Source organism: Streptomyces sp. NPDC001700, from assembly GCF_053596435.1.
This window is the reverse complement of the sequence record NZ_JBSFGE010000005.1, coordinates 345,856-370,123: the sequence shown is the minus strand read 5'-3', so window position 1 is coordinate 370,123 and position 24,268 is coordinate 345,856. Positions and strand designations below refer to the sequence as shown.

The following is a 24,268-nucleotide window of genomic DNA, read 5'->3' as shown; positions in this document are numbered from 1 at the left end:
CGCGGCGGCGGTGCGCGAGGCGTGCGCTCAGCGGCAGATCGCCAGCGCGTCCAGGGCCACGGCGCCCTGGCCACGGGGCAGCACCATCAGGGGGTTGACGTCGAGTTCGGCGAGCTGGTCGCCGAGTTCCAGAGCCATGCGCTGCACCCGCAGTACGACTTCGACCAAGGCGTCCACGTCGGACGGTGGCGCGCCGCGTACGCCGTCGAGGAGGGCGTGGCCGCGCAGTTCGCCGAGCATGGCGCGGGCCTGGTCCTCGCCGAACGGGGGGACGCGGACGGCGGTGTCGCGCAGCACCTCGACGAGCACGCCGCCGAGGCCGACGGTCACGGTGGGCCCGAAGAGGCTGTCGTGGGTGACGCCGACGACCATCTCGACGCCGCGCTCGACCATCTGGCACACCAGGACGCCGTCCAGTTCGACGCCTTCGTAGCGGGCGATGTCGGTGAGTTCGCGATAGGTGTCGCGGACCTGGCTGGCGGAGGTGAGGCCGAGGCGGACCAGGCCGAGTTCGGTCTTGTGGGCGAGCTGGGGCGCGGACGCCTTCATGACGACGGGGTAGCCGACCAGTCCGGCGGCGCGGACGGCCGCGGCGGCGCTGGTGACGAGCTGTTCGCGCGGCACCCGGATGCCGTAGGCGCGCAGCAGCTGCTTGGCGGCGTGTTCGCTGAGGCGCTGGCCGGGGCGGAGCAGTCCGCTCGCCTTGCGCATCGAGGGGGAGGGGGTGCGCGGGGCGTCGTCGAAGGGGGAGCGGTAGGAGGCGGTGAAGCGGTGGTGGCCCAGATAGGCGCGGACGGCGGTGAGGCAGTTGCCGACGGTGCGGAAGGTGGCGACGCGGGAGGAGCCGAGGAGGGTGGTGCGGTAGGCGTCCTCGGTGCCGACGGGCGAGCCCCACACCACGCAGACGAGTTTGTCGGTGCGCTCCGCCGCGTCGACCAGGTCGTGGGCGAGCTTGTCGCTCATCGGCGGGAAGGGGCCGGTGATGGGACAGATCAGGACGCCCACGGCCGGGTCGGCGAGGATCGCGTCGATGATCTTCGGGCCGCGCCAGTCGCCCACGGGGTGGCCGCCGTTGTCGACCGGGTTGGCGACGGAGAGGTCGCCGGGTATCCACTGGTGGAGTTCGGCCTGCTTCTCGTCGGAGAGGGCGGGCATCGGGAGTCCGGCCGCGGTGGCGAGGTCGGCGACGTGGGCGCCGGTGCCCCCGGAGATCGAATACACGACGACGCCCTCGGCGCGCGGGGGCCGTGCGCGGGCGAGCAGCGCGGCTGTGTCCTGGAGTTCGTCCAGGCCGTCCACCCGGATCACGCCGAACTGGCGCATGGCCGCGTCCACGACCTCGTCCGCGCCGGTCAGTTTGCCGGTGTGGGAGGCGGCGGTGCGGGCGCCGGTCTCGGTGCGGCCGACCTTGACGGCGACGACGGGCACCTTGGCGCGGGCGGCCCGGTCGGCGGCGAGGAGGAAGCCGCGGCCGTCCTTGAGGCCTTCCGCGTACAGGGCGATGGCGCCGACCTCGGGGCGGGTGGCGAAGTAGGAGAGGAAGTCGGCGCTCTCCAAGTCGGCCTCGTTGCCGGTGGGGGCCCAGTGGCTGAGCCGGATGCCCAGTTCCTGGAGGGTGTAGAGGGGGCGTCCCTGGTGGCCTGACTGGGTGATGAGGGCGATGGCGGGCCCTTCGAGGTCGTCGCGGAACTCCTCGAAGGCGTTGAGGTTGGTGTTGGGGCCGAGCAGCCGCAGCCCGGCGCGGCGGGCCGCGGCGGTCAGCCGGGCCTGGGCGGCGGCGCCCTCGTCGCCGGTCTCGGCGAAGCCGGAGGCGAAGACGACGGCGAACTTGACCTTGATCTGGGCGAGTTCCTCGATGACCGGGAGGGGGTCGCGGACGAGGAGGACGGCGAGGTCGACGGGTTCGGGCAGCTCGGCGACGGACGGGACGCAGGGGAGGCCGAACACGGCCGGACGGGAGGGGTGCACGGGGTGCAGCCGGGCGCCGACGCGCTCCGCCCAGGCGAGGAGCTGCCGGGTGATACCGGTGCCCGGGCGGCCCTCGGTGTCGGAGGCGCCGATGAGGGCCACCGCCTCGGGGCGGAAGAAGCGGTCCAGATCGGGGACGTGGGCGTGCAGCGGGCGGCCGCTGACGTCCAGGTCTTCGGCGTCGCCGAGGGCCGAGGTGCTGCTGTGGACCTGGACGGCGGGCCCGGGGGGCTGCCCGCAGGCGACGGCGCGGGCGTGACGGGAGTTGGTGGTGAGGGTGCCGTGAGTCGATCCAAGCATTGGGTATCCGCCACTCCTGCTCGTTGGCCAATAACCAGGTAACTGACGCCCAGTCACATTACTGAGTAGTCAGGCTACAGAGCTGACGGGCTGTCAGGAATGCTCGGTGCGCGGAGAACACGCAGGGTGACGGCGCGGCCGTTACCGGCGGTACGGCGCGACGGCAACAAGAGAGTGCCCGCGCGGCGGTGTGCTCACGCCGCCGCGCGGGCGGCGAAATCAAGCCGTCGTGCGGGACACCGTCGAGGCGATCTTCCTCGCGTCGAGGGCCAGCTCGCGCAGCATGCCGCTGATCGGGTTCGTATAGCCCGTGAAGTACAGGCCCGGTGCGCCGGGCAGGGTCCGCCTGCCGTGGGCGAGCGGATGCCCCCGGCCGTCCAGCACGTCCAGATGCCCGACCAGATCCTCCAGTCCGCGCCGGTAGCCGGTCGCCGCTATCACCGCCTCGGGGCCGATGCGCGAGCCGTCGGCCAGCACCACCTTGTCCCCGTCCAGCGACGCGACCGCGGCGACCACCTCCACCCGCCCCGTCCGTACCGCGTCGACCAGCCCCACGTCCTGTACGGGGATCGCGCCCTGCCGTACCCGGGTGTAGAGCCCGGCCTCCGGCCACGGCAGCCCGCGCTCGGACAGGTCCGGCATGCTCACCCGGCACATCACCCGCGCCGCCCGGTCCACCGCGCCCCGTGGCAGCCGCCGCACCAGGATGCCGGTGCGCTGGGCGGGCCAGCCCGCCGTCGAACGCCGCAGGATGTGCGGCGCCGTACGGACCGCCAGCCGTACCCGCGCCGCGCCGCCCTCGACCAGGTCGACCGCGATCTCCGCGCCCGTGTTGCCGACCCCGACCACCAGCACGTCCCGGCCCTCGTACGGCCGGGCATGGCGGTAGCGGTGGGCGTGCAGCAGCTCGCCGGTGTAGGTCTCCCGGCCCGGCCAGTCCGGCAGTCGCGGGGTGTGGTTGTAGCCGGTCGCGACGACGGCCACCGGCGAGAACAGTTCGCGTCCGCCACCCGCCCGCAGCACCCAGCCGGTGTCGTCGCCGGACCGGTCGATCCGGGTCACCTCCACGCCCGTGGCGATCTCCAGCCGGTGGTGCTCGGCGTAGCGCTCCAGGTAGCGCACCACGTCGTCCCGGGCGACCCAGCGCCCGTACGCGCGCGGGATCGGCAGCCCGGGCAGCGCGGAGAGGCGGCGGGTGGTGTGCAGGTGCAGCCGGTCGTAGTGGCCCCGCCAGGAGGCGGCGACCGTGTCGGACTTCTCCAGGACGACGGCGTGAATGCCGCGCTTGCCCAGTGCGGCGGCGGTGGCGAGCCCGCCCGGTCCGCCGCCGATCACATAGACGGGTGAAGGGGATCTCGCAGGGAGACTATCGGCCATGGTGGCGAGCGTAGTCCGCTGCTTGACGGGTTTCGGTCAAAGGAATTCCGAATCGGTTGCGGATCGGTCACGAGGGTCTCCGTACGCCCCTTGCGCGCCTCCGCCCGACCCCCGAAACTGATGTGCCGTCAGGAATGGCGGGCCGGAAGGGAGCGTTGCCCATGAGCGGCCCCGACACCTCCGGCGCCCCCGAGGCGCCCCGCTTCGACCTGCCCGAGCCCGACCCGTTCACCCGCCCCTACTGGGACGCCGCCGCCCAGGGCAGGCTGCTGATCCGCCGCTGCGGCTCCTGCGGCCGCGCCCATCACTACCCCCGCGAGTTCTGCCCGCACTGCTGGAGCGAGGACGTCGCCTGGGAGGAGGCGAGCGGTGACGCCGCCCTCTACGCCTGGTCCGAGGTGCACCGCAACGACCTCCCGCCCTTCGGCGCCCAGGTCCCGTACACCGCGGCCGTCGTGGACCTGGTCGAGGGGCCGCGCATGATGACCCGGATCGTCGACCACCCCGCGCACGGGCTGCGCGCCGGGATGCGGCTGCGTGTCGTCTTCCGCGTGCTGGGGGAGGGCGCCCCGGCCGTTCCCGTCTTCCGGTCGCTGCCCGCGTGACGCCGCCCGCATGACGGCGCCCGCATGCGCCCGCATGCGCCCGCATGACGGCGTCCGATTGATCAGGCCGAATTCGCATCCCGCCGACGAAGAAATTCGATGATCAATCTTGAACAATCACTCGGCCGGATGCCTAGACTGACCGCCTAACTTCCGCCTTTTACCGAGGACTTACTCTTCCGAGCTAGACCCAAGGGCGCCCGGCGGCTGTTGCCCGCTCGACCCCCGGCCGCGAGGAATCGATGACTCCGATACACCCCGATCAGCGTCAGCGGTCGCGCGCCCGCCGGTGGGACTCCCCCGCCAAGCGGGCCTTCCTCGGCCTCCTGGTGACCGTCCCCGTGCTCGGCATCGCCGGATGGGCGGCGGCGGCAGCCGCCCCCGGAGCGGCGAGACCCGCGGTGATCGGGTGCGCGGTCGTGGCCGGGGCGCTGGTGAGCGCCGCCGTCGCGGCCGCCGCCCACCGTGGCGCGGCCCTCGCGCGCGCCGAATCGGCCGTACGGGCCCTGGAGTTCCGGGCCGCACAGGCCGAGGCCCGGGCCGCCGAGGCCGGGTCCATCGCCGAAACGAACCGGCTGACCGCCGAGCGCGCCGAAGCCGAGGTCCGCGAGCTGAGGGACCAGGTCGCCGCCACCGAGCAGCGGGTCGCGGCCGCGGAGCGGCGGGCCGCCGCCAGCGAGCAGCGCGCCGCCGACGCGGCACGGGACCTCGACCACACCGTCGGCACCGCGTTACCCGCCCTCGTCGGGCAGCTGCGCGGCCGGGTCCCGGTCGACCAGGCCCTGGCCGGGACCGAGCGGCCCGCGACCGGCCCGCTGCGCGCCCTGCTGGAGACCGTGGGCGGTGAGCTGTCCCGGGAGCGGCAGAAACGCACCGAGATGGTGGCCGCGTTCCGCAGCATCGCCGGTCGCCTTCAGGCGCTGGTCGCGGGCAACCTCGCCCGGCTGCGGGAGATGCAGGACCGCTACGAGGCCGACGCCCTCGACGACCTCTTCCAGCTCGACAGCACCGCCTCGCAGACCGGCCGGATGGCCGACCGCGTCGCCGTCCTCACCGGCGCGCTGTCCGGTAAGCACTGGCCTCGGCCCATCGTCATCTGGCGGGTGCTGCGGGCGGCCACCTCCCGTATCGAGGGGCTGGAGCGGGTGGAGATCCGCTGCTCCAGTGAACAGGCCGTGGTCGGCGCCGCGGCCGAGAAGGTGATCACGCTCCTCGCCGAGCTGATCGACAACGCCGTGAGCTTCTCGCCGCCGTCCACCGCCGTGAACGTCTACGTCCAGGAGGTCCCGCGCGGGATCGCCGTCGAGATCGCGGACAGCGGCCTGGCCATGCAGCCCGACATGCTCGCCCGGGCGCAGCAGGCGGTCACCGACGACCCGTCGAGCATGCTGAAGCTGTCCGGCACCCGGCAGGGACTGCTGGTGGTGGGCATGATCGCCCGTAAGTTCGGGCTGCGCGTCACGTATCAGTCGTCCGCGACGGGTGGTACGGCGGTCACCGTACTGATCCCGCAGCAGCTGCTCACCGAGCCCCGGGCCGAGCAGCACACACGGGACGAACGCGCTCCGGAACACCGCGCCGCCGCGCCCGTGCTCCCCTCCCGCCGACCGCCGTCGCCAACGCCACCACTGGACGAAGAGCGGTCCGGCGACCATCCGCTCACCCCCGAGGGGCTGCCCAGGCGACGCCGTAAGCAGGTCGAGACCGGCGCCGAGCGGGGTGCCGCGCCACCGGCGCCGCCGCCTCCCGTACGGAAGAAGCCCGCGGAGGCGGGGAACCGGTTCGGCTCGTTCCACACCGCCGTCAAGCAGGACCGCACTCGCACGACACCACGCTCGGAAGGCACGACCTCATGAACCCGCATGACCTCGACTGGAAGCTCGACGCGCTGCTGGCGAAGACCCCGGGGGCGCGGCACGCGCTCGCGGTGTCCAACGACGGGCTGGTGATCACCCACTCCTCCGATCTGACCCAGTCGGAGGCGGAGACGCTGGCCGCCATCGCCTCCGGCATCCAGAGCCTGGCCAGAACGGTGTCGACGAAGTTCGGCGACGGCACCGGCAGCGTGGAGCACTCCCTGGTCGCGGTCGGCGGCGCGGTGCTGATGACCGTCGAGGCGGGCGAGGGCGCCCATCTCGCGGTGCTCGCCCGGGAGGACGCCGACCCGGGGATCGTCGGCAACAGCATGTCCGTGCTGGTCGACGGGCTTCTCTCGTACCTCACCTCGCCGCAGCGCATGCCCGGGGAGGAGGGCGGCGCGACGGCATGATGCGCTGGGACGTCCATGAAGAGCCGGACCGGCTGTTCGCCGCGACGGGAGGACGTAGCCGCGCGTATACGGAATTCGATCTGGTGTCACTGGTCGTCAGCGAGTCCGAACCGGCCGCGGGCATGGCCCCGGAGACGGTTCAGATCCTGAGGCTGTGCCGCCATCCGATGGCGCTGGTGGAGGTCTCCGCGCGGTTACGCATGCCCGTGGGCGTCGTCGCGATCCTGCTGTCCGATCTGCTCGCCGAGGGCCGGATCTCGGTCCGGCACCCCAGCAGCGGGGCGGCCCCTCGGGAGGCATCCCCTCGGGGGACGGCCCCTCGGGGAGCGGCCGCCGCCCCGGAAGTCGCCCCGGCGCGGCTGCCCGATACCGGCCTGGTCCGAGAGGTTCTCGTTGCACTCAAAAATCTCTGAGAAGGCCGAGGCCCCCTTGGCCGACGTCGAGGCGCCGTTGAGCGATACGGCCCGGGACGCGGTGAAGATCGTGATCTCCGGCGGCTTCGGCGTCGGCAAGACGACCTTCGTGCGGGCCGTCAGCGAGATCGACCCGCTGACGACCGAGGCCGTGATGACCGAGACGGGCGTGGGCGTCGACGACGTGGGCGGAGTGGAGGGCAAGTCGGCCACCACGGTCGCCTTCGACTTCGGCCGGATCAGCGTCACGGAGCGGATCGTGACGTATCTGTTCGGCGCCCCCGGGCAGAACCGCTTCCGGTTCCTGTGGGACAACCTGTTCGTCGGCGCCTGGGGCGCGGTGGTCCTGGTGGACACCCGGCGGCTGGCGGACTCGTTCCCCGTCATCGACCACCTGGAGCGCAAGGGGATGCCGTTCGTCGTCGCCCACAACCGCTTCGACGACAGTCCGGACCACAGCCTCGACGCCATACGCGGCGCGCTCGACCTCGCGGACGACATACCGCTGGTCGCCTGCGACGCCCGCTCCCACACCTCGGGCAAGGACGTCCTGGTGGCGCTGCTCGACCATCTCCACACCCTGTCCGCCGCCCAGGAGGCCGCTTCGTGACCCAGCCGACCTCACCGTCCGACGAACCCGCCGCACCAGACGGGCCGGGTTTACGCGACGAACCCGGCGCCCCCAGCGCATCACAGGCCGCTGAACCACAGGCCGCGCCCATCGAGCAGCCCGCGTCCCACCACGACGCCCCCGAGCTGTTCGGCCCGCGCTTCCAGGACACGCCCGCCGAGGTGTACCGGGAGCTGCGGAACACCTACGGCCCCGTCGCCCCCGTGCTGCTCCCCGGCGGCGTCCCCGCCTGGCTCGTCCTCGGCTACCGCGAACTGCTGCGCGTCACCGAGAACACCAAGGTGTTCGGGCGCGGTTCGGCCCGCTGGAGGCTGTGGCCGCAGATCCCGCCGGACTGGCCGCTGCGCCCCATGGTCGAGGACAACGGGTCGCTGCTCTACCGGGAGGGCGACGACCACCGCAGGCGCGCCGGAGCGGTCGGAAGCGCCCTTGAGACGGTCGACCTCAATCAGATGCAGGACGCCACCCAGTCGTTCGCGCAGAGCCTGATCGAGAAGCTGAGCGAGGGCAGCCGGGCCGACCTGATCGCCGACTACGCCCATCCACTGCCCGTGCTCGCCCTCAGCCGCGTCCTCGGCCTGTCCGACTCCGAGGGTGTCGCCCTGGTGAAGTCCATCAACGACATCGTCGACGGCGGCCCCGACGCCCTGCGCGCGCAGATCGAGGTGCGCGGCACCATGGAGCGGCTGGTGGCCCGCAAACGGAAGACCCCCGGCCCGGACGCCACCTCCCGGATGCTCGCCGACCACGCCGGTCTCACCGACCAGGAGGTGGTCGAGGACCTGATGGTCCTCACCCTCGCCGGACACCAGCCCTGCATGGACTGGATCGGCATGACCCTGTGGCTGCTGCTCACCGACCACGACTACGCCGCCGACATGGGCGGCGGCCGCCGCTCGGTCCGCCAGGCCATGCACCAGGTGCTGCGCGACCACACCCCGGTGCAGATCTTCGCGGGCAGGTTCACCACCCAGGACACCGTCCTCGGCGCGACCCGCATCCCGGCCGGGGACCTGGTGCTGCTCGGGCTCGCGGGCGCCAACACCGACCCGTACGTACGTCCCCAGGCGGCCGGGATGGCCGGGTTGGCCGGGTTGGCGGGGGCGGCCGGGCCGGAGGGCCACAACGCCTATATGTCGTACAGCCACGGCGAGCACCGGTGCCCGTACGCGGGCCAGTGGATCGCCGAGGTCGTCGCCCACACCGCCGTCGAGACGCTGCTGGAGCACCTGCCGGACGTGGAACTGGCCGTGCCCGCCGATGCGTTGCGGTGGCGCCCCTCGCCGTGGCTGCGCGGCCTGACCTCGCTGCCCGTCACCTATACGCCCGCCCACTCATACACCGGAGGCTTCGGTTGGGACTGACAGAGGGACCGACAGAGGAACTGACAGAGGAACTGGCAGGGGAACGCCCCTTCCTGCTCGACCCGACGATCCGTACGTCCGCCGAGGAGAGCGAACTCCTCTACGAAGCCGGGCCCGTGGTCCGGGTGGAGCTGCCGGGCGGGGTGCCCGCGTGGGCCGTCACCCATGACGCGCCCGCCCGCGAGGTGATGCGCGACAGCCGCTTCGTGAAGGACATCGGCCAGTGGGGCGCCTGGACGCGCGGGGAGATCCCTCCGGACTGGCCGCTGATCGGCCTGGTCGACCTGGGACCCTCCATGGTCAGCACGGACGGCCCCGAGCACCGGCGGCTGCGCCGCCCGGTCGCCCGGGAGTTCACCCCGCAGCGGGTGGAGGCGCTGCGCGGCCGGGTCGAGGAGATCACCCGCGAACTGCTCGACCGCACGGCGGAGGCCGCCTCGGCCGAGGGGGCGGGCGGGGTGGTGGACCTCAAGGACACGTTCGCGTTCCCGCTGCCCATCACCGTGGTCGGCGAGCTGTTCGGCATGCCGACCGAATGGCACCGGCCGCTGCGGAAGCTGTACGACAGCTTCTTCGACGACAAGGCCGCCCCCGAGACCGTCCTCGCCACCATCCAGGCGCTGTACGACTACATCGCGCGGCTCGTCCAGCTCAAGCGCGACGAGCCCGGCGCCGACCTCACCAGCGCGCTGCTCTCCGAACTCGGCGACGAGCCGTCACAGGAGGCCGTCGAGGAGCTGATCGCCACCATCCAGGTGATGATCACGGCCGGGCACGAGACCAGCGTCCATGTGATCGTGAACGCCGTACGGGCGCTGCTGGACGACCCCGCGCAGCTCGACCTCATCCACACCGGCCGCTACAGCTGGGACGACGTGGTCGAGGAGAGCCTGCGGCTGGACGCCCCGGCGCTGAACTTCCTGTTCCGCTTCGCCACCGAGGACATCGACGTCGCCGGAACCCTCGTGCGCGCGGGGGAGGGCGTGGTCATCTCCTACGGGGGCATGGGCCGCGACCGCGTCCAGCACGGCGCGGACGCCGACCGCTTCGACATCGCGCGCCGCCCCCGGCACTCCTCGTTCGGCCATGGCCCGCACAGCTGCCCGGGCTCCTCGCTCGCCCGCCTGGAGACCACGATCGCGCTGCGGGAACTCTTCGCCCGCTTCCCCGGTCTGCGGCTCGCCGACCCGGACGGCCCGCTGGAGCGCTCCCCGTCGGTCATCGTCAACGGCCACCGGGCGCTGCCGGTGCGGCTGAGCTGACCTCAGGCGGTACGAGGGGCCCTAGGGCCAGAGCAGTTCGCGCCGCCAGCCGCCGCGTTCCTCCGGAGCGCGGCGGTAGCGGAGCCGTACGTGCCGCCGCCGCGCCTCCTCCTGGTAGAACTCCACCTCGTCCGGCTCCAGGGCGTACAGCGTCCAGGTGGGGGCGGTGGCGTCCGGTTCGCGCGCGGCCCGCTCGTACGCGTCGGCGAAGGCCGCCTCCAGCTCCTCGGACGAACCGAGCACCGCGCTCTGCCGCCCCGACCCGGCCAGCGCCGCCGCCAGCGCGGCGGGGGAGCGGCCGCGCAGGTCCGCCGCGCTCTCCTCGGGCGGGGCCTGCGTGACGCGGCCGCTGATCCGGACCTGGCGTCCGTCGCGCATCCAGTGGAAGCCCAGCGACGCGTACGGGTGCTCGGCCAGCTCGCTCCCCTTGCGGCTGGTGCGATGGGTGCCGAAGTGCCAGCCGTGGGCGTCGGCGCCGCGCAGCATCACAGTGCGCAGGGACGGGCGGCCGTCCGCTCCGGCCGTGGCGAGCGTCATCGTGTGCGGGCCCGGTTCGCCGCCCTCGGCGGCCTCGCGCAGCCACCGCCGGAACAGCGGAAGCGGCGCGTCCGGGGCCTGGGCGGGGTCGAATACGGGCAGCTCGGCCGCGTGCGGGACGCGCAGGCCCCGCAGCAGTTCCCGGAAGGCCTCATCATCGTGTGCGTCGCTCATGGGGGCACCATCCGATCACCCGGCGCCGGGCGGGGCAAGCGGAAGCCGTATGGGGCTCAGCCCCGTCCGAGCACGACCGTGCCCGACGAGCAGAACCAGCCGCCCGTACCCGACGCCACGGCCAGTTCCGGCAGCCGTCCGCCCGCCTTGCGCACCTGGCGTTCACCCGCCTCGCCGCGCAGCTGCCGTACCGCTTCGACCAGCAGGAACAGCCCGCGCATCCCGGGGTGGCAGGCGGACAGGCCGCCGCCGTCGGTGTTGACCGGGAGCGCGCCGCCGAGCGTCAGCCGCCCGTCCGCCGCGAACGCGCCGCCCTCGCCCTTCGCGCAGAAGCCGAGGTCTTCCAGGGTCACCAGCGTCATATAGGTGAACGCGTCGTACAGCTCCGCCACATCGATCTCCGACGGCCGCACCCCCGCCCGCGCGAAGGCCGCCCGGCCGGAGGCCGCAGCGGGCGAGACGGTGAAGTCGTCCCACTCCGACATGGCGGAGTGCGAGACGGCGGTGCCCGAGCCCAGCACCCACACCGGCGGCCGGGCCGTGTCCGCCACCAGTTCCTCGGCCGCGAGCAGCACCGCGCAGCCGCCGTCCGAGCGGATGCAGCAGTGCAGTTTGGTGAACGGGTCGGCGATCATCGGCCCGCTCAGCACGTCGTCGACCGTGATCGGTTCCCGGAACATCGCGTCCGGATTGTGTGCGGCGTTGGCGCGTGCCTGAACGGCGATGTCCGCGAGCTGTTCGAGCGTGGTGCCGTACTCGTGCATATGGCGGCGCGCGGCCATCGCGTACTTGGCGACCAGGGTGTGGCCGTACGCCACCTCGAACTGGAGCGGTCCGCGCGACCCGAAGGAGAGGTTCGCGGTCCGGCGGCCCGCCCGGATGTCGGCGCGGGCGGTCGAGCCGTAGACGAGGAGGACGGCGCGGGCGTGCCCGGCGGCGATGGCGTCCACCGCGTGCGCCGCCATGACCTCCCAGGTGGCGCCGCCGACGGCCGTCGAGTCGGTCCAGCCGGGCCGCAGCCCCAGGTACTCGGCCACCTCCACGGGGGCGAGGGTGCCGAGCCCCGCCGAGGCGAAGCCGTCCACCACGGACCGGTCGAGACCGGAGTCGGCGAGCGCGCGGCGGGCGGCCTGGGCGTGCAGGGCGTAGGGGGTGGGGCCGTCGACACGCCCGCAGTCGGCGAGGGCGACGCCGACGACGGCGACCTTGCGGGGGGCGGACGTCATGAATCTGACGGTACATCAGATTCGGCGCTAGTATGACTGGTCGTCAGGAACGGGAGGTGCTTCGTCCGATGGATGCCGCGCTCAGCGAGGAGCAGGAGGAGATCCGGCGCACCCTGCGCGAGCTGCTGCGGGGGCGGTGCGGCGGCGACGACGTCAGGGCCGCCGTCCGCACCGCCGCCGGATACGACGAGGCGCTGTGGGGCGCTCTCGCCAGGCGGCTGGGCCTGCCCGGGCTCGCCCTGCCCACCGCGTACGGCGGCGTCGGCTGCGGTCCCGTCGAGCTGGCGCTCGCCTGTGAGGAGACCGGGCGCGCGCTGCTGCCCTCGCCGCTGCTGGCCACCGCCGTGCTCGCCGCGCCCCTGGTCGCCGCCCTCGGCACCGCCGCCCAGCGCGCCGAGCTGCTGCCGCGCATCGCGGGCGGCGCCCTGACGGCGGCCCTCGCGGTCCCGGGCCGGGCGCTGCCGGTGGCGCTGGGTCTGGTCCACGGGGTCGCGCCGGGTGCCGCGGGCCTGGCGGGGCCCTGCGCGGACGCCCTGGGGCAGGGGCCCGATGGCCGCGACGCGGCGGACTGGGCGGGTGGCGGGCGCGCGGGTGGCGTCCAGGCCCGGGTCCGGGACGGGGGCTGGCGGCTGTACGGGCAGGTGGAGCAGGTGCTCGACGGGCACAGCGCGCGGCTGCTGCTGGTCGCCGCCCGCACCGGTGGCTATACGCGCGGCCGCGTCCTGGTCTTCGCCGTACGGGGGGACGCGCCCGGGCTGGTCCGCACCCGGCTGACCGCGCTGGACGAGACCCGGCCGCAGGCCCGTATCGAGCTGCGGGACGTCCCGGCCGAGCTGCTGGGCGAGGACGGCGCGGATGTGGCGGGCGCGCTCGCCGCGCTGGGCGGACCGGCGGCGGCCGCCCTCGCCGCCGAGGCGGTGGGCGCGGCGGACGCGGCCCTCGCCCGTACGGTCGACCACGTGCGGACCCGGGAGCAGTTCGGCCGCCCGATCGGCTCCTTCCAGGCGGTCAAGCACCGGCTGGCCGATGTGTACGTGACGGTCCAGTCGGCCCGCTCGGCGGCGTACTACGCGGCGTGGGCGGCCGACGGGAAGGAGGGCCGGGTCGCGGGCCCGCTGGCGCTCGCGGCGGCGCTGGAGGCGCAGCGGGCGGCCGCGGGCGAGGCCGTGCAGCTGCACGGCGGCATCGGCATCACCTGGGAGCACGACGCGCAGCTGCACCTCAAGCGGGCCGCCTCCGACGAGCTGCTGTTCGGCCCCGCGCACCGGCTGCGGGCGCGGGCGGCCGACCGGGACGGGCTCTTCGCCCCGGCCGCCGCCGAGGCGGTGACGGTCTGATGCCGCCGGGGGCGCGGATGACGCGGCTCGTCCAGAAGGTGTCCTCGGGGCGTACCTTCGCGCGGCTCGCCCCGCACGTCGTCCCGGCCCTCGACCGGGCCGTCCACCGGCTGACCCGGGGCCGGGTGCTGCCGAGCGCGCGGATGCTGCCGGGGGTGATCCTCACGGCGCGCGGCGCGAAGTCCGGGCTGCCCCGCCGTACGCCGCTGGCGTGCATGCCGGAGGAGGGCGGCGGCTGGCTGCTGGTCGGCAGCAACTTCGGCCGCCCCGGCCATCCGGCCTGGACCGCCAATCTGCTGCGCAACCCGGACGCGGAGATCAGCTGGCAGGGCCGCGACATCCGGGTCCGGGCCCGGCTGCTGGAGGGCGCGGAGCGGGAGCGGGCCTGGTCGGCGGTGGTGGCCTTCTGGCCGCCGTACGAGAGCTACCAGGCGCGGGTGGACCGCCGGATCCGGCTCTTCCGGCTGGAGCCGGTGCCCGCGAAACCCAGCCCCTCCGGCGATTGAGGAGCGGGGTCCGGGGCGGAGCCCGTGTGGGGGTGTGGGGGCGGAGCCCCCGCTCAAGAAACGGCCGCGGCGGACCACTCGGGTCGAGTGGTCCGCCGTGACATGACAGGACGTGCTGGCCCGCCGACCGGGCCCGGCCGGCTTCGGCGCGCGGATGCGCGCGGGGGCGCGTACGGGCACGGGGGCGCCGTGGTGAGCGCCGAGGCGCTACTTCGGTGGCTTGCGACCGGTGATCCCCAGGTGCACCAGCAGGGCCAGGCTCGGCTTCAGGTCGGCCTGCTTGACCCCCCAGCTCTGGAACCCCTTCTGGTGGGCGGAGACCGCCGCCAGCATCGCGACGAGCGAGCCCGCCACGGCGGCCGGCTGGACGTCCTTGTCGTACCGGCCCTTGGACTGAAGCTCCTTGATCGCGTCCGTCAGGGAGTTGGTGACGGCGTTGAGGATCTTCATGCGGATCTTGTAGAACCGCTTGTCTCCCTCGGCCGCGCCGAGGTCGACCACGCGCAGGATGGCGTCGTGTTTGCGCCAGAAGGAGAGGAAGCCGTCGACCAGCTCGTCGGCGGCCGTGGCGCCGGACTTGCCCGCCCAGGAGCGCCCGGCGACCAGATCGGTCAGGCCCGCGCCCTCCTTCGCCATCTCCTCGGCGATCTCGAGGACGGCGCCCTCCACATCGGGGAAGTACTGGTAGAACGTCGCCGGTGAGGTGCCTGCCTTGCGGGCGACATCGATGACTTTGACGTCTCGGTACGGGGATGTGCTGAGCATCTCGCCGAGGCAGTCGAGCAGCTTCTGCCGCGTCGCCTGCCCGCGACGACCGGCCACCCGACCGTCGACGGTGCGTACTTGTCCTGTCATGCCGTCAGCTTACCGAGGGGTGATCGAAGCGCGATTCGACTGCGTGCAAATGGGGTTCGTGCGGGATGAGAGGGTTTGTGAGCCCTCCGTCGCAGCTCGGAATGGCTGATTCCGGCCCCATCCGAGGGCCTCTCGGAGGCCGTCAAGCCGTCAATCACCGCTCAGCCATGCGGGTGAATCGTGTTATCAACAGGCTGTGGATAAGAAGCGTGGATGACCCGCTCGGAGCCTGGCGGAAACGGCCAAGGATTGGCCAAATATTTCGACTTTCGGAGCGGGCAGACGGGGCGATCCCCCGTTAGCGTGGCAAACGCGGCAAAGGCCGCGCATACGCGGGACGCGGGAGGACTCGGGCCATGGTCGCTTGCGCGGAAGGCGTGCCCTGCTGGGCGGACGTGATGCTGCCGGACCTCGCGGCGGGCCGCCGCTTCTACGGCGAGCTGTTCGGCTGGACCTTCACCGAGGGCGCCGCGGGCTACCGCCCGTACACCTGGGCCCGGCTCGGCGGGAAGGACGTCGCGGCGCTGGTCCCCAAGTCCGACGGCCGGATGCCCACCGTCTGGAACGTCTACCTCGCGACCGGGGACGCCGCCGCGGCCACCGCCCGGATCCGGGAGGCGGGCGGCCGGGTGATCGTCGCGCCCCGGTGGATCGACGACCTGGGCGTGATGGCCACGGCCGCCGACCCGGGCGGCGCGGTCTTCGGGCTCTGGCAGACCGGCAGCCACCCCGGATTCGCCCGCCGGGACGAACCCGGCGCGTACGGCTGGACCGAGGTCCACACCCGGGAGCCGCGGGTGGTGGACGCCTTCTACCGGACGGTCTTCGCGTACGAGGCGACTCCGGTGCCCGGCGTCGGCGTGCTGTGGTCGCCGCGCGGCGAGCCCGCCGACCCCGGTCACGCCGTCGCCGCACGGGTCGTGATGGGGGAAGGGCACCCGGCCGAACTGCCCGCGCACTTCCTGACGTACTTTGTGGTGGCGGACTGCGATCATGTGTCGCGTACGGCCCAACGGCTGGGCGGACGGGTCCTCAATGGGCCCGAAGATACGCCGTACGGGCGTTTCGCGGTCCTAGCGGACAATCAGGGCGCGGTTTTCGCGGTCATCGACACCTCGTCGGCGGACTCCGGAACAACGGAGAACGGGGCGGGGCGGGGCTGAGAGCGGTCCGGCGGCCGGTCGGTCGAACCGGATGGGCTCCGGCTCCGTATCGCCCGATGACACGACGAATCGCCCCCGGGTTCGCAACCGCCGCCTTCGCCAGAGAGAATGCAGGATGCGTGCCGCCGGTTGGTTTGTCGGTGAGACGCTGCACGGGGCTGTATTTTTTGGGGCCCCCACGGGGAGGTGGCAGGCAAGTGGTGGAGCAGCTGACGCAGCACGATCCGAGGCGGATCGGTCCCTTCGAGGTGCTGGGCCGGCTTGGCGCGGGCGGCATGGGGCTCGTCTATCTGGCACGTTCGGCGTCCGGCCGACGGGTCGCGATCAAGACGGTCCGGACCGAGCTGGCCGAGGACCAGCTGTTCCGCGTCCGCTTCACCCGTGAGGTGGAGGCGGCCCGCGCGGTCAGCGGCTTCTATACGGCCGCCGTCGTGGACGCCGATCCGCGCGCCGCGGTGCCCTGGCTGGCCACGGCCTACGTCCCCGCGCCGTCCCTTGAGGAAATAGTCAATGAGTGCGGGCCGATGCCCGCCCAGGCGGTGCGCTGGCTGGCGGCCGGGGTCGCCGAGGCGCTGCAGTCCATCCATGGCGCGGGCCTGGTCCACCGGGATCTGAAGCCGTCGAACGTGCTGGTCGTCGAGGACGGCCCGCGCGTCATCGACTTCGGTATCGCCTCGGGCGTCTCCAACACCCGGCTGACGATGACCAACGTCGCCGTGGGCACGCCCGCCTATATGTCGCCCGAGCAGGCGCGCGACTCGCGCAGTGTGACGGGCGCCAGCGACATCTTCTCGCTCGGCTCGACCCTGACCTTCGCGGCCACCGGGCACGCCCCCTTCCACGGCGCGAACCCGGTCGAGACCGTGTTCATGCTGCTGCGCGAGGGTCCGGACCTGCTCGGGCTGCCGGACGAGCTGCGACCGCTCATCGAGTCGTGCATGCAGATGGAGGCCGACCGGCGGCCGTCCCCGGCGGATTTGCAGTCGCAGCTGGCCCCGCACCTCTTCGCGTCCAACGCCGACGACAGCGGTACGGCCTCGGCCTGGCTGCCGGGCGGCGCGGTCGCGCTCATCGAGCGCAAGCGCAGCGGACGCAACCAGGTGGCCCGTGGCGCGCGGCCGCCGTCCGGCTCCTCCCGCCCCGCCGGGAGCGGCGGGGCCGGAAGCCGCCCGTCCGTGCCGCTGCCGCCCGAGCGGCCGCCCACACCGCCCTCCTACGCCCCCGCCGGGGCCGACGGGCGCGGCGGCGGTCGGCACGGCGCGCCCGCCGGAGCGGGCGGCTGGGAGCCGGTGGGCGCGGGCGATCCGCGCGGCGGCCTGCGCGCGGACCAGGCGGCCGGTCCGTCGAACGCGCTGGGCGCCATCGGCCCCGGGCGGCACGCGGCGCCGCCCGCGCAGCCGTCCTCGCCCGGCCCGTCCGCACCCGTGCCCTCCGCTCCGGTGCCCTCCGCACCCGCACCCGCTCCGGCGCCCGGGCCCATGCCCACCGGGACCGACGGGCCGGTCCGGCTGCACAACTCCCAGGTGGCCATCGGTCCCGGGCTGCACGCCTCCGTCACGCGCGACCCGCAGCCGAGGCACGACACCGGCCCGGCCACGGGCTGGGTGCGGCCGCCGACCGGTCTGACGACCGGCGGGGTGAGCGGGGGCGAGGCCGTGGGCGCCGTCCCGCCGCCCTCCCACTCCCCGGCCACCGACGCGGCCGAGCAGCCGGGCGCGGCGGGCCACGGCCGCTGGCGGCCCTGGCGGTTCCGTATGTCGAACGACGTGTGGGGCACCCCGGCCGTCGCCGGGGACCTGCTCTACGTCACCTCGTTCGAGGTGCACGCGCTCGATGTGGCCACCGGTCGGCGGCAGTTCAAGACCCGCGACGTGGCGTGGGCGATGGCCGTCGAGGGCGGCCGTATCCACGCCTCCGACGGCCCCACCCTGTACGCGCTGGACGCGACGGACGGCTCCGAGCGGTGGCGGCTGTCCACGGACGGCTGGGTCTACTCGCTCAAGGTCGACCGAGGCACGGTCGTCACCGGCACGCGTGGCGGCGGCGTCCAGGCCTGGGAGGCGGCCAACGGCGAGCTGCTGTGGGAGATGCAGGGCATCCAGACCGACTTCGAGACGCCCGAGTCCGGTCCGGCCGTGCACGACGGCACGGTCTACGTGTGGTCGGACGCCCGGCTGCGCGCCCTGGAGGCGCGTACGGGCCACGAGCGCTGGTCGTACCCGGTCGGCGACACGGCGTCCTGCGGCGGCGTGCCGCTGCGGCTGCTCCCGGCGCCCGACGGGGTCGTGTACGTCTCGGCCGGTACCCGGGTGCTGGCGATCGACATCGCGCGCGGGGAGGTGCGGTGGCGTTTCGAGGCGCCCGCCGTCTTCCTGAGCCCCCCGGCGTACGCGCCGGGGCCCGCGGTGACCGGCGGCGGCATCTACGTCGCCGACTACCTGGGCACGGTCTACGCCCTCGACGCGTCGAACGGCCGCGACCGCTGGCGCATCGCCACCGAGGCGCGCGGTTCGGTCGAACCGGTCCTGGTGGCCGACGGCTCCGTCCATCTGGGCAGCGGCAGCGCCCTGTACACCCTCGACGCGGTCACGGGCACCCCCAAGTGGCGCTTCGCGGCGGGCGGCGAGGTCATCGGCTCACCGGTGGTCGCGGACGGCCGCGTCCACTTCGGCTCGGCCGACCACTGCCTGTACACGGTCGACGCGGCGGGCGGCCAGCTCCGCTGGAAGCTGGCCACGGGCGGCGAGATCACCGGCTCGCCGGTGGCGGCGGGCGGTGTGGTGTACGCGTGCAGCAAGGACCGCTGTGTGTACGCCCTGGACGCGGTCAAGGGCACCGGCCAGTCCCGCCCCTCAGCCCGCCCATAGCGGCCGTGTCCCTGACAACCCCTGCTACGGTGATCCGCGTTCACTGACACGGGGGAAGTGGTTCGTCATGCGGAGAGGTCTGCGGCTCACGGCCGCGCTCATGGTGGTGCTGGTGGCGCTCACCGGGTTCAAGGGCAAGTCGCGCGGAAGCCGGGGGAGCGGCGGGGGCGGAGGCGGCTGCTCCAGCTCCAGCTCGCACCAGTCCGGTTCCGGCTCCAACTCCGACTACGGGTCCGACTATTCGGATTCCGGTTCCGGTTCTGGTTCCGGTTCTGGTTCCGGTTCCGGCGGCACCCGCTACCGCGACACCAACCGCTACGGCTCCACCCCGTCCGCCGGTGGTACGGCGAGCGCGTCGCCCACGGAGCCGGAGACGACCGTCGTCACCTGCGCCGGGCGGGACAAGGGCGGCGAACCGGCCGCCACGGTCAAGGTGCGCAACCGCTCGGGTTCGTCCGAGCTGTACATCGTGGACATGACCTTCCTCGGCAAGAACGGCGCCGAGGTGACCCGGGGCAGCGAGAACGTACGCGTCCCCGCAGGGCGGACCGAGACCGTCCGGGTACCGCTCGACGATCCGCTGGAGGCCCGGAACGTCGTGCGGTGCGAGGTCGCGTCCGTCTACTGAGTCACGATCCGCCGAGGTGACTTTGGGGTAGGGGCACCCGTTGGCTAGGGTGGCGTGCACTTGTCAATCCATCGCGGGTTGGCTTGATTGCAGCTTTCCACGGGGGTAATTCCATGCAACGCCGTTCCTCACGCCTGCTCGCCGTCTCCCTGGTCGGGCTTCTCGCGCTCACCGGATCGCTCACCGGATGCGGAAAGAAGAAGAGCAGCGGCCTCGGCGGAGGCGACAACGGGTTCGTCTCCGGCGGTACGAGCGGCGGCAACGAGCCCGCGTCCGACCCCAGCGGCCTGTCCAGCGACATCCCCACCGATCTGCCGAGCGGGCCCTCGGACCTGCCGTCCTACGGCGCCCCGACGCCCTCGGACTCGTACACCTACTCCGCGCCGCCCACCTACAACCCGGACGCGACCAGCGAGACGAGCGGCACCAACTGCCGCTACGACCAGTCGACCAGCCAGTTCAAGTACGACATCACGGTCACCAACACCGACACCTCCCGCAGCTTCCGCTACTCGGTCAGCACCAAGTGGAACGAATACGGGAGCGACGGGCTGCTCGGCTACGACAGCCAGGACGTGACCGTGCTGCCCGGCGAGAGCGAGACGTTCACGGCCACCGCGAGCTACACCATCACCAAGCGCACTCAGTACACCTGCCAGATCAGCCTCTCCTCCAAGTACACGACCTGACTCGGCGGGCGCCGACTCACCGCGTACGGAAGCCGGGCGTGCGGGCCGCGAAGAGCGCGGCCTGCGCGTCCGGCGGCAGGTTCCCCAGGGCGATCAGCTCCGGGGCCCGGGCGAGCGCCTGGGACAGCGCCGCCTCCTTGGCCGCCCACAGCGCCCGTACGGTGCCCTGGACCGCCTCCGTGGGGTGCGCCGCGATGACCGCTGCGGCCCGTACCGCCGCGGTCACCGCCTCGCCCGGCGGCACCACCTCGCTGACCAGCCCCGTCTCATAGGCCCGCCCGGCCGAGACCCGCTCGGCTGTCCCCATCAGCGCCATCCGCGCGACCTCCCCGGCGGGCATACGCTGCGCCATGTAGACGGCCTCGTACGCGCTGACCATCCCGTAGGAGGTGTGCGGGTCGAAGAAGGTGGCGGTCTCGTCGGCGACGATGAACTCGGCCTCGCCCAGCAGATAGAACGCCCCGCCGCACGCCATTCCGCCCACCGCCGCCACGACCGGCTTCCACAGGTCGTTCGCCTTGGGCCCGATGTCCCGCAGGGGATCGTCCATCGCGTACGGGGACGGCGGCTGCGGGACGGTCACCGTGCGGTCGATCCCGGTGCAGAACGCCCGCTCGCCCGCCCCGGTGAGCACCACCGCCCGCACCGACTCGTCCCGGCGCAGCTCCCGCCATACGGAGGCCAGTTCGGCGGCGGTCGCCAGGTCGATGGCGTTGTGGCGCTCGGGCCGGTCCAGGGTGACGACCGCGACCCCGTCGTCCCGGATCTCCTTCGTGACCGTCATGGCCGCTCCAGCAGCCAGCGCACCACCGTGGGCCCGCCCGGAAGGGGGTGGAAGACGGCCCGTACGGGCGCGCCGATGCGTATGCGCGCCGGGTCGACGGAGTTCAGCGCGGCGCCGGGGGAGTCGACCAGGTTGCCCACCAGCCGGATCCGCGGGGCCTCGGCCAGTTCGACGAGGATCACGTTGTACGGGGCCTGGGCCGCGTAGGCGGGCAGCAGCGGCGGATGCGGCAGGACGTACGACCAGATCCGGCCACGCCCGCTCGTCCTTGTCCACAGGCTGTCGAAGGACTGGCAGTGCGGGCAGCAGGGCCGGGGCGGGAAGCGCGGTTCGCCGCAGCCGGTGCAGGTCTGGACACGCAGCTCCCCGCGCGCCGCGTAGTCGAAGAAGGGGGCGCCGTCCTCGTCGGGTACGGGCCGGAGCAGTTCCGGGGGTTCGGTCGGCTCGGTCAGCTCGGTCATGGGTCAACTCCTCAGCAGCAGGGCCGATGTGGGAACCCCTTCGCCCGCCGTGACCAGGCAGGTCCGGGCGTCGGGGACCTGGGCGGTGCTGGTTCCGCGCAGCTGTCTGACCCCCTCGGTGATGAGGTTGAAGCCGTGCACATACGCCTCGCTCAGCCCGCCCCCGCCCGTGTTGAGCGGCAGCCGCCCGCCGACCTCCAGCGCGCCGCCCTCCGTGAACGCGGCGCCCTCGCCGCGCCCGCAGAAGCCGTAGCCCTCCAAGGACAGCGGGATCAGCGGGGTGAACGCGTCGTAGATCTGCGCCACGTCCACGTCCTGCGGGCCGAAGTCGGCGGTTTTCCACAGGTGTCGGGCGGCGGTCCAGGCGGGCCCGGTCAGCGGGTCGTCGTTCCAGTAGTTGACCATCCCGTGGTGCTGGGCGGGCAGCCCCTGGGCGGCGGAGTGGACGTACACCGGCGGGCGGGCGCAGTCGCGCGCCCGCTCGGCGGAGACGATGACGCAGGCCAGCGCGCCGTCCGTCTCCAGGCAGTTGTCGAACAGGCACAGGGGTTCGCTGATCCAGCGGGCGGTCATGTACATCTCGCGGGTCAGCGGGCGTTCGTACATCATCGCGGCGGGGTTCTGGTTGGCGCGGTTGCGGCAGGCCAGCGCGACGTTGAAGAAGTGGTCGCGGGTGGCGCCGTACTCGTGCATATAGCGCCGCGCGAGCAGCCCGATCTCGTCGGCGGGCCGCAGCAGTCCGTAGGGCCGGGTCCACTGGGCGGGGGTGGGCAGCTGGACGCGGGTGTTGGTCCAGGGCCGGGGCCCGCTGCCGCGCTTGCGGGAGCGCCAGGCCACCCCGACGCCCGCCTGCCCGGTGGCGATCGCGGCGGCCAGATGCGCGACGGTGGCGCAGGAACCGCCGCCCCCGTAGCCGACCTTGCTGAAGAACGTGACGTCGCCCGCGCCGATCGCCTTGGCGACCTCGACCTCGTCGGTCTCCTCCATGGTGTACGAGGCGAAGGCGTCCACCTCGGAGGGGGCGATTCCGGCGTCGTCGAGGGCGGCCAGGATCGCCCGGCAGGCGAGGGCCTTCTCGGATTCGGGGAGGCGTTTGGCGAACGGGGTCTGGCCGATACCGACGATCGCCGTCGCGTCCTTCAGGCCCATGGCCACCTCCGTACGTCGCGGTCACCGGTGCTGACAGCGGGGAAGGCTACCGCTAATCTGACGGACAGTCAGCTAGTGGGATCCGGGTGCGGAGGCGTCTCATGGCTCAGTGGCAGACCATCCCGGCGCTGATACGCGACGCGGCGCGGGCTTACGGCGAGGCGACGGAGGCCGTTGTCGAGGGCCGCGCGCGGATCTCGTACGCCGAACTCGGCGCCCGTATCGAACGCGCCGCGGCCGCCTGTGTCGCCTCCGGCGTCGAACGGGGCGACCGGGTCGCGATCTGGGCGCCCAACACCACCGACTGGATCGTGGCCGCCCTCGGCGCGGTCACCGCGGGCGGCGTCCTCGTCCCGGTCAACACCCGTTTCAAGGGCGCCGAGGCGGCGTACGTCCTGCGGCGCACCCGGGCCACCCATCTGTTCATCACCGGCACCTTCCTGGGCGCCTCCTACGTGGCGTCGCTGCGGCGGGCGGCGGAGCAGGGGCCGGGTCAGGGGGTCCCGCTGCCGGGGCTGCCGTATCTGCGCGAGGTGATCGTCCTCGCCGGGGACGCACCCGACGACTTCCGCACCTGGAAGGACTTCCTGGCGGCGGGCGAGTCCGTACCGCCGGACGCCGTACGGGCCCGGGCCGACTCCGTCCGCCCGTCCGACCCCTCCGACATCACCTTCACCTCCGGCACCACGGGCGACCCCAAGGGCGTGGTCATCACGCATGGGCAGACGCTGCGGGTCTACGACACCTGGAGCGAGGTGACGGGGCTGGCGCACGGCGACCGCTATCTCATCGTCAACCCCTTCTTCCACACTTTCGGTTACAAGGCGGGCGTCCTCGCCTGTCTGACGCGCGGCGCGACGATGGTGCCGCAGCCGGTCTTCGACGCGGACACCGCGCTCGCCCGCATCGCCGCCGAGCGCGTCAGCGTGCTGCCCGGGCCGCCGACGCTGCACCAGGCGATCCTCGACCACCCGGCGCGGGACGCCCACGACCTGTCCACGCTGCGCCTGGTCGTCACCGGCGCCGCCGTCGTCCCGCTGGAGCTGGTGGAGCGGCTGCGCTCCGAACTGCGCGTCGCCACCGTGCTGACGGCGTACGGTCTGACGGAGGCGTCCGGCACCGTCACCATGTGCCGCCGGGGCGATCCGCCGGAGACCATCGCCGCCACCTCCGGCCGCGCCATCCCGGACACCGAGGTCAAGGTCGTGAGCCCACTGGGCGGCCCGCGCCCGCCGGGCACCCCCGGTGAGGTGCTGGTCCGCGGCTTCCACGTGATGCGCGGCTACTTCGAGGACCCGGTCGCCACCGCCCGCGCCATCACGCCGGACGGCTGGCTGCGGACGGGCGACATCGGCGTCCTCGACGCGGAGGGCAATCTGCGGATCACCGACCGGATCAAGGACATGTTCATCGTCGGGGGCTTCAACGCCTATCCCGCCGAGATCGAGCAACTCCTCGCCCGGCACCCGGATATCGCCGATGTCGCCGTCGTCGGCGTCCCGGACGCCCGCCTCGGCGAGGTCGCCAAGGCGTACGCGGTCCGCCGCCCGGACTCCGCCGTGACGGCCGACAGTCTGATCGCGTGGGCTCGCCGCGAGATGGCCAACTACAAGGTGCCGCGCCAGGTCGAGTTCCTGCCGGAACTGCCGCGCAACGCGAGCGGCAAGGTCCTCAAGCGCAGCCTGCGGGGGCGTGCGGGCTGA

At 73.3% G+C, this 24,268-nt stretch carries 22 protein-coding genes; 14 read left to right on the top strand and 8 right to left on the bottom strand.

All coding sequences use genetic code 11. The annotated features are described in order from the left end of the window. Positions 1–27: 27 nt before the first annotated feature. Positions 28–2,268 (bottom strand): acetate--CoA ligase family protein, encoded by a 2,241-nt coding sequence (locus ACWC5C_RS12735; RefSeq protein WP_450875445.1) that lies wholly within the window; start codon positions 2,266–2,268, stop codon positions 28–30. Between the two features lie 219 nt (positions 2,269–2,487). Then, positions 2,488–3,645: a flavin-containing monooxygenase gene (locus tag ACWC5C_RS12730; protein ID WP_450875444.1), complete on the bottom strand. Its 1,158-nt coding sequence runs from the start codon at positions 3,643–3,645 to the stop codon at positions 2,488–2,490. Between the two features lie 161 nt (positions 3,646–3,806). Between ACWC5C_RS12730 and ACWC5C_RS12725 the strand changes: the two genes are divergently transcribed. From ACWC5C_RS12725 to ACWC5C_RS12695, 7 genes are all read left to right on the top strand, one after another. Next, the gene (locus ACWC5C_RS12725) at positions 3,807–4,250 is read left to right on the top strand and encodes a Zn-ribbon domain-containing OB-fold protein (protein ID WP_450875443.1); all 444 of its coding nucleotides are present in this window, start codon (positions 3,807–3,809) and stop codon (positions 4,248–4,250) included. A 242-nt stretch (positions 4,251–4,492) separates the two neighbouring features. Further along, positions 4,493–6,106 (top strand): sensor histidine kinase, encoded by a 1,614-nt coding sequence (locus ACWC5C_RS12720; RefSeq protein WP_450875442.1) that lies wholly within the window; start codon positions 4,493–4,495, stop codon positions 6,104–6,106. Further along, positions 6,103–6,519, top strand: a complete 417-nt coding sequence (locus ACWC5C_RS12715; RefSeq protein ID WP_385443668.1) for a roadblock/LC7 domain-containing protein — start codon at positions 6,103–6,105, stop codon at positions 6,517–6,519. Before ACWC5C_RS12720 ends, ACWC5C_RS12715 begins: the two co-directional genes overlap by 4 nt. Next, positions 6,516–6,932, top strand: coding sequence for a DUF742 domain-containing protein (locus ACWC5C_RS12710; RefSeq protein WP_450875441.1), 417 nt, complete (start codon positions 6,516–6,518; stop codon positions 6,930–6,932). The genes ACWC5C_RS12715 and ACWC5C_RS12710 overlap by 4 nt, the downstream gene beginning before the upstream one ends. Positions 6,933–6,948: 16 nt before the next feature. Beyond that, complete coding sequence (locus ACWC5C_RS12705; RefSeq protein ID WP_450875440.1) at positions 6,949–7,542, top strand: GTP-binding protein; 594 nt, start codon at positions 6,949–6,951, stop codon at positions 7,540–7,542. Then, the gene (locus ACWC5C_RS12700) at positions 7,539–8,927 is read left to right on the top strand and encodes a cytochrome P450 (protein ID WP_450875439.1); all 1,389 of its coding nucleotides are present in this window, start codon (positions 7,539–7,541) and stop codon (positions 8,925–8,927) included. Before ACWC5C_RS12705 ends, ACWC5C_RS12700 begins: the two co-directional genes overlap by 4 nt. Next, entirely contained in the window at positions 8,918–10,189 is a 1,272-nt protein-coding gene (locus ACWC5C_RS12695) for a cytochrome P450 family protein (RefSeq protein WP_450875438.1), read from the top strand. The genes ACWC5C_RS12700 and ACWC5C_RS12695 overlap by 10 nt, the downstream gene beginning before the upstream one ends. A 21-nt stretch (positions 10,190–10,210) precedes the next feature. On the opposite strand, the gene ACWC5C_RS12690 is transcribed toward ACWC5C_RS12695, so the two are convergent. Both ACWC5C_RS12690 and ACWC5C_RS12685 read right to left on the bottom strand, forming a co-directional pair. Then, the gene (locus ACWC5C_RS12690) at positions 10,211–10,900 is read right to left on the bottom strand and encodes a pyridoxine/pyridoxamine 5'-phosphate oxidase (protein WP_450875437.1); all 690 of its coding nucleotides are present in this window, start codon (positions 10,898–10,900) and stop codon (positions 10,211–10,213) included. A 56-nt stretch (positions 10,901–10,956) separates the two neighbouring features. Continuing rightward, positions 10,957–12,126 (bottom strand): thiolase C-terminal domain-containing protein, encoded by a 1,170-nt coding sequence (locus ACWC5C_RS12685; RefSeq protein ID WP_450875436.1) that lies wholly within the window; start codon positions 12,124–12,126, stop codon positions 10,957–10,959. Between the two features lie 68 nt (positions 12,127–12,194). Here ACWC5C_RS12685 and ACWC5C_RS12680 point away from each other — a divergent pair, with 68 nt between their 5' ends. Both ACWC5C_RS12680 and ACWC5C_RS12675 read left to right on the top strand, forming a co-directional pair. Next, on the top strand, positions 12,195–13,463 hold the full coding sequence (locus tag ACWC5C_RS12680; RefSeq protein ID WP_450875435.1) for an acyl-CoA dehydrogenase family protein: 1,269 nt from the start codon (positions 12,195–12,197) through the stop codon (positions 13,461–13,463). Between the two features lie 17 nt (positions 13,464–13,480). Then, complete coding sequence (locus ACWC5C_RS12675) at positions 13,481–13,969, top strand: nitroreductase family deazaflavin-dependent oxidoreductase (protein ID WP_450875434.1); 489 nt, start codon at positions 13,481–13,483, stop codon at positions 13,967–13,969. A gap of 207 nt (positions 13,970–14,176) precedes the next feature. Here ACWC5C_RS12675 and ACWC5C_RS12670 read toward each other — a convergent pair whose 3' ends face one another. After that, on the bottom strand, positions 14,177–14,824 hold the full coding sequence (locus tag ACWC5C_RS12670) for a TetR family transcriptional regulator (RefSeq protein WP_385443651.1): 648 nt from the start codon (positions 14,822–14,824) through the stop codon (positions 14,177–14,179). Between the two features lie 356 nt (positions 14,825–15,180). Here ACWC5C_RS12670 and ACWC5C_RS12665 point away from each other — a divergent pair, with 356 nt between their 5' ends. The 4 genes from ACWC5C_RS12665 to ACWC5C_RS12650 all read left to right on the top strand — a co-directional run bounded on the left by ACWC5C_RS12665 (position 15,181) and on the right by ACWC5C_RS12650 (position 20,171). After that, complete coding sequence (locus ACWC5C_RS12665) at positions 15,181–15,987, top strand: VOC family protein (RefSeq protein WP_450875433.1); 807 nt, start codon at positions 15,181–15,183, stop codon at positions 15,985–15,987. Positions 15,988–16,184: 197 nt separating this feature from the next. After that, entirely contained in the window at positions 16,185–18,854 is a 2,670-nt protein-coding gene (locus ACWC5C_RS12660; protein ID WP_450875432.1) for an outer membrane protein assembly factor BamB family protein, read from the top strand. Positions 18,855–18,921: 67 nt separating this feature from the next. Next, on the top strand, positions 18,922–19,482 hold the full coding sequence (locus tag ACWC5C_RS12655) for a hypothetical protein (RefSeq protein WP_450875431.1): 561 nt from the start codon (positions 18,922–18,924) through the stop codon (positions 19,480–19,482). Positions 19,483–19,595: 113 nt separating this feature from the next. Then, positions 19,596–20,171, top strand: coding sequence for a hypothetical protein (locus tag ACWC5C_RS12650; RefSeq protein ID WP_450875430.1), 576 nt, complete (start codon positions 19,596–19,598; stop codon positions 20,169–20,171). Positions 20,172–20,187: 16 nt separating this feature from the next. Here the strand turns inward: ACWC5C_RS12650 and ACWC5C_RS12645 are convergent, their stop codons facing one another. From ACWC5C_RS12645 to ACWC5C_RS12635, 3 genes are read right to left on the bottom strand one after another with little or no spacing between them, the layout of a single operon-like run. Next, on the bottom strand, positions 20,188–20,955 hold the full coding sequence (locus ACWC5C_RS12645; protein WP_450875429.1) for an enoyl-CoA hydratase/isomerase family protein: 768 nt from the start codon (positions 20,953–20,955) through the stop codon (positions 20,188–20,190). Then, entirely contained in the window at positions 20,952–21,416 is a 465-nt protein-coding gene (locus tag ACWC5C_RS12640) for a Zn-ribbon domain-containing OB-fold protein (protein WP_450875428.1), read from the bottom strand. The genes ACWC5C_RS12645 and ACWC5C_RS12640 overlap by 4 nt, the downstream gene beginning before the upstream one ends. A gap of 3 nt (positions 21,417–21,419) precedes the next feature. Continuing rightward, on the bottom strand, positions 21,420–22,565 hold the full coding sequence (locus tag ACWC5C_RS12635) for a lipid-transfer protein (protein WP_450875427.1): 1,146 nt from the start codon (positions 22,563–22,565) through the stop codon (positions 21,420–21,422). Between the two features lie 101 nt (positions 22,566–22,666). On the opposite strand from ACWC5C_RS12635, the gene ACWC5C_RS12630 reads away from it, so the two are divergent. Then, entirely contained in the window at positions 22,667–24,268 is a 1,602-nt protein-coding gene (locus ACWC5C_RS12630; RefSeq protein WP_450875426.1) for a FadD3 family acyl-CoA ligase, read from the top strand.